The sequence below is a fragment of the Kitasatospora sp. NPDC057198 genome (assembly GCF_042670125.1).
In the GTDB taxonomy this organism is placed as follows: Bacteria; Actinomycetota; Actinomycetes; order Streptomycetales; family Streptomycetaceae; genus Kitasatospora.
Genome location: NZ_JBHUWH010000502.1, coordinates 1 through 5,475 on the forward strand (window position 1 = coordinate 1; position 5,475 = coordinate 5,475).

4 protein-coding genes are annotated in these 5,475 nt (G+C 71.4%); 2 read left to right on the top strand and 2 right to left on the bottom strand.

Annotated features, from left to right (window positions below; all coding sequences use genetic code 11):
- Positions 1-79: 79 nt before the first annotated feature.
- Together ACFUEL_RS34130 and ACFUEL_RS34135 are read right to left on the bottom strand one after the other, a co-directional pair.
- Positions 80-886: a hypothetical protein gene (locus ACFUEL_RS34130; protein ID WP_380241201.1), complete on the bottom strand. Its 807-nt coding sequence runs from the start codon at positions 884-886 to the stop codon at positions 80-82.
- A gap of 42 nt (positions 887-928) precedes the next feature.
- A complete protein-coding gene (locus tag ACFUEL_RS34135; protein ID WP_380241203.1) occupies positions 929-1,849 on the bottom strand; it encodes a hypothetical protein in 921 nt (306 codons plus the stop codon).
- Between the two features lie 160 nt (positions 1,850-2,009).
- Here ACFUEL_RS34135 and ACFUEL_RS34140 point away from each other — a divergent pair, with 160 nt between their 5' ends.
- Positions 2,010-4,649 (top strand): valine--tRNA ligase, encoded by a 2,640-nt coding sequence (locus ACFUEL_RS34140; RefSeq protein ID WP_380241205.1) that lies wholly within the window; start codon positions 2,010-2,012, stop codon positions 4,647-4,649.
- A 269-nt stretch (positions 4,650-4,918) separates the two neighbouring features.
- Positions 4,919-5,449 carry a hypothetical protein gene (locus ACFUEL_RS34145; protein ID WP_380241207.1) on the top strand — a complete coding sequence of 177 codons (531 nt, stop codon included), beginning with the start codon at positions 4,919-4,921 and terminating at the stop codon, positions 5,447-5,449.
- Positions 5,450-5,475: the final 26 nt, after the last annotated feature.

Below are 5,475 nucleotides of genomic sequence, written 5' to 3' on the forward strand. Positions count from 1 at the left end.
GTGCGGGGCCCTTCCCGTGGTGTCGCGTCCTGCCCGCCGAACTGCGGTGCCTGCCCGCCGAACTGCGGTGCGACGAAGGCTACTTGGCGACCTCGCCGCTCTTGCGCAGCTCGCGGGTGTCGGCGGCGACCTTGTCCAGCGAGGTCTCGTCGTCCGCGGACCGCTCGACCACCGACAGCACGACGGAGTGGTCGGCCAGCAGGCAGAAGGCGAGCTTCTCGCCGCTGAAGGTGCCGATGGCGCAGTCCATCACGCCGTCGTTCCCGCCCGCGTCCATCGACTTGCGGCCCTCGAACGTGCCGCCGTCCTTCCCCATCGCCGAGAACTCGCGGTCGAGCTGGTTCTTCGGGCTGGGGAACTTGCTCCAGTAGCCGCTGGCCTGGAGGATCCGGCTCTGGTCGTCCGCGATGTAGATCGCGCTGGTGGTGCCGTCGGGCGTGCCGCCGCTCTCGATGGCGGTCCGGCGTATCTGGTCGGCCACCTCCTGGGCCTGATCGGCCTGCGCCGAGCTGTCCATGCCCTGGAAGACCGTCGGCAGGGCCAGCTTGTTCTTGCCGGACTTGGAGACGGTGTCGTAGGCGAGGTAGCCGACCACGCCGGCACCGGCCAGGATCACCGCGGACACGATCGACAGCGTGATCCACAGGCCCTTGCGGGACTTCCGCGGCGGAGCCGGGTAGCCCATCGGGTACCCGGGGGCACCGGCCGGGTAGCCCTGGGGCGGAACCGACCCGCCCCAGGGGTTCTGCGGCTGCTGGGGCTGGGGGTAGCCGTATCCGGGCTGCTGCTGCGGGACGCCCGGGGCGCCCTGCGGGGGGGTGGGGGCGCCGGGGGTCTGCGGCGGCCCGAAACCGGGCTGCGGCGGGCCGAACTGGTTGTCGGACACGGCTGGGGCTCCGTTCACGCGTGAAGAAGGTGGTGCGGGGGTCTACTTGGCCACGGTGGAGGCGTCCCGGATCTGGCGGGCCAGTGCGGCCATCTCGTCGATCGACAGCGAGTGCGCCTTCGGGTCGATGTCGCCCGCGTTGATGGTGCCCATCGTGGAGTGGCTCGCGAACACGCAGGCGGGCTGGTCCTGCGAGATCTCCTTGCCGCCGACCGTGCCGGTCATGTTGATCACGGCGCAGCGCAGCTGGCTGCCGGGGTCCTTGGGGTCCTTGGCGTCGAACGCCTTGAACTTCTGCTTCCAGGTGACCTTGCCGTCGCCGTCGGCCTCGCCGTTGTTCTCGTCGAACGCCTGCTCCACCTTGGCGACCATCGCGTCGGCGGCCTTGCCGGGGTTGTCGATGGTGCCCCAGGTGCCGTTGAGGCTGGCGATCCCGCCCTCGCCCTTCTGGAAGGACACGCTGATCGACGCCTCGAAGGTGCCGGCGCCCTCCAGCCCGGTCATGCCGTTGCCGTCGTGGGAGGACTTCTGGGTGTAGCCCGCGACGCTCTCCGGGGCCGAGAGCTTGTACTTCGCCTTGGTGTCGGCGCCCTTGGCGGGGTCGGTGGTGGTGCCGCCGCCGTCGCCCTTCATGCCCCACCAGATGCCGCCGCCGGCCGCGAGCAGCACCACGACGACGGTCACCGCGATCAGACCGCCGCGGCCCTTGGACGGCTGGGGCGGCGGGTAGCCGCCGTAGCCCGGCTGCTGCGGCGCGCCGTACTGCTGCGGCTGCTGCTGCGGGTAGCCGTAGCCGGGCTGCGGGGCCGGCGGCTGCTGCTGCGGGTAGCCGTAGCCGGGCTGCTGCGGCGCGCCGTACGCGGGCGGCTGCTGGCCGTAGCCGGGCTGCGGCGGCGGAGCGCCGTAGGGCTGCTGCGGCTGCCCCTGCGGATACTGCTGCGGTCCCTGCCCCTGGCCGTACATCAGTCGTCAGTCTCCCCCGCCGCCTTCGAGTTGCGCGGCCTGTGATTCGGTCGAGTGGTCTACCATGCGGCACGCTATCGTACGGCCCCCCCGGCGCGCCCGAGTGGTCCGCGCACAATCGGTTCGTAACCGCGGTCCGGCCTTCCGTAAACTGTGCGTCGTGACCGACACGACGAACCAGCGCCCCACGAGCTCGCAGCCCGGGGCCGACGCAGCCACCCTCCCGACGACCTACGCCCCGGCAGAGGTAGAGGGCGAGCTGTACGAGCGCTGGGTGGAGCGCGGTTACTTCACGGCCGACGCGAAGAGCGACAAGCCGGCGTACACCATCGTCATCCCGCCCCCGAACGTCACCGGCGCGCTGCACCTGGGCCACGCCTTCCAGCACACGCTGATGGACGCGCTGACCCGCCGCAAGCGGATGCTCGGCTTCGAGGCGCTGTGGCTCCCGGGCATGGACCACGCGGGCATCGCCACCCAGAACAAGGTGGAGCAGCAGCTCGCCGAGGCCGGCCTGTCCCGGCACGACCTGGGCCGGGAGGCCTTCGTCGACAAGGTCTGGGAGTGGAAGGAGAACTACGGTGGCCGGATCCTCGGCCAGATGCGCCGGCTCGGCGACGGCGTCGACTGGTCGCGCGAGCGCTTCACCATGGACGAGGGCCTCTCCCAGGCCGTCCAGACCATCTTCAAGAAGCTCTTCGACGACGGCCTGATCTACCGCGCCGAGCGCATCATCAACTGGTGCCCGCGCTGCCTGACCGCGCTCTCCGACATCGAGGTCAACCACGCGGACGTCCCCGGCGAGCTGGTCTCGATCCGCTACGGCGACGGCGCGGACTCGATCGTCGTGGCGACCACCCGGGCCGAGACCCTGCTGGGCGACACCGCGATCGCCGTCCACCCGTCCGACGAGCGCTACGCGCACCTGGTCGGCCGGACGATCAAGCTGCCGCTGACCGACCGGGAGATCCCGGTCGTCGCCGACGAGCACGTCGACCCGGAGTTCGGCACCGGCGCCGTCAAGGTGACCCCGGCGCACGACCCGAACGACTTCGCGATCGGTCAGCGCCACAACCTGCCCAACCTGACGGTGATGGACGAGCGCGGCACCATCACGGTGCACGGCCCGTTCCTCGGCCTCGACCGGCACGACGCCCGCGCCGCCGTGGTCGGCGCGCTGCGCGAGCAGGGCCGGATCGTCGCCGAGAAGCGCCCGTACGACCACGCGGTCGGCCACTGCTCGCGCTGCCGGACGGTGGTCGAGCCGCGGCTGTCGCTGCAGTGGTGGGTCAAGGTCGAGCCGCTGGCCAGGGCCGCGGGCGACGCGGTCCGCGACGGCCGGGTGCAGATCCACCCGAAGGAGCTGGAGCGCCGCTACTTCGACTGGGTCGACAACATGCACGACTGGTGCATCTCGCGCCAGCTCTGGTGGGGCCACCGGATCCCGGTCTGGTACGGCCCGGACGGCGAGGTCGTCTGCGTCGGACCGGACGAGCAGCCGCCCGCCGGCGAGGGCTGGCACCAGGACACCGACGTGCTGGACACCTGGTTCTCCTCCGGCCTGTGGCCGTTCTCCACCCTCGGCTGGCCGGAGAAGACCCCGGACCTGGAGAAGTTCTACCCGACCGACGTGCTGCTGACCGGCCACGACATCATCTTCTTCTGGGTCGCCCGGATGATGATGTTCGGCCTGTACGCGATGGACGGCCAGGCGCCGTTCCACACCATCGCGCTGACCGGCCTGGTCCGCGACGAGTTCGGCAAGAAGATGTCGAAGTCCTTCGGCAACGTGGTCGACCCGCTGGACTGGATGGACGCCTACGGCGCCGACGCCGTCCGCTTCACGCTGGCCCGCGGCGCCAACCCCGGTGCGGACGTGCCGATCGGCGAGAGCTGGGTCCAGGGCTCGCGCAACTTCTGCAACAAGATCTGGAACGCCGTCCGCTTCGCCCTGATGAACGGCGCCACCGTCGAGGGCCCGCTGCCCGCGCCGGAGGAGCTCACCGCCGCGGACCGCTGGATCCTGTCCCGGCTGAACGCCACCGTCGCCGAGGCCGACGCGCTGTACGACGACTACCAGTTCGCCAAGCTCTCGGACGCGCTGTTCCACTTCGCCTGGGACGAGGTCTTCGACTGGTACGTCGAACTCTCCAAGACCACCCTGAACAAGGGCGGCGCACAGGCCGACCGCGCCCGCCGGGTCCTCGGCGAGGTGCTGGACGTGACGCTGCGCCTGCTGCACCCGATCGTCCCGTTCGTCACCGACGCGCTGTGGACGGCGCTCACCGGCGCCGAGTCGGTCGTGATCGCCGAGTGGCCGAAGGACTCCGGCTACCGGGACGCCGAGGCCGAGTCGGAGATCGCCCTGCTCCAGCAGGTGGTCACCGAGGTCCGCCGGTTCCGCAACGACCAGGGCCTGCGCGACACCCAGAAGGTCCCGGCCCGGCTGGGGCTGGCCGGCCACCGACTGGAGGTGCACGAGGCCGCGATCCGTTCGCTGCTGCGCCTGACGCTGCCGGAGGAGGGCTTCCACGCCACCGCCTCGCTGCCGGTGGCCGGGGCCACCGTCGAGCTCGACCTGTCCGGCACCATCGACGTCCCGGCCGAACGCAAGCGCCTGCAGAAGGACTTGGCGACGGCCGAGAAGGAGAAGGCGCAGGCCACCGGCAAGCTCGGCAACGAGGCGTTCCTGGCCAAGGCGCCGGACGAGGTGGTCGCCAAGATCCGCACCCGGCTGGCGGCCGCCGAGGCCGACATCGAGCGCATCACCGCCCAGCTCGCGGCGCTGCCGCAGGGCTGACCGGCCAGGGAAGGGCCGTCGCTCCCCACGGGGGCGGCGGCCCTCCGCTTTTCCCGAGTTGTTCCCGGCGGTTTGTCAATTCCCTTGCCCGCGCGTCGCGGTACCGGTCAAACACCCCCTATTCGGCGTCATTACGCGGCAATTGACGAACCGAACCGATTGGAATGCATTGCGTTGCCGATCCCCGCGCGTTCAGCGACCTTTGCACGTCCGATGTGTACGGTGGGCGACGTTCCCATTCGGGCGGGGCACGAACGGAGGGTGCGCGCATGATGGCGACCGGGGAGTTGGCCGACGAACTTTCGGAGGAACTTCCGAGGGAAGAGGTGGAGGCGGCCAAGGCCAGGGCGGCGACGCTGCTGCTGGCATTCCGGCACGGGAACCAGGTTGCCTTCGACACCGAGCTGGACCGGCTGCTCGCCGAGCACGTCGAGCGCGAGGTGGCCACCCTGCTGGTGTGGATCGCCGCCGAGGCGGTCCGCAAGGCGTACGCTCCCGAGGTCGCCGACCGGGTGCTGCGCGGCCTCGCCCGGCGCGCCCCGCACGACACCGCCCAGGTGCCGGTGGACGAGGAGGCGGCCGGTGCCGCCCTGCTGCTGGAGGCCGTCGCCGCGGGCGACGTGGCCGAGGTCCGCGCCCTGGTGGCCGGCACGCCCGACACCACCTACCTGCTCGGCGGCCTGGTGCAGGCGGTGGCGATGATGCTGCCGCTGCTGCCGGAGGGCGAGGCCGAGGAGATCGCCGCCGAGCTGCGCCGCCGGCACGCCGGCCGGCTGCCGATGCCCCGCGGCAGGTGCTGACGGATCGTCACTGCGCGTCCCGGGGC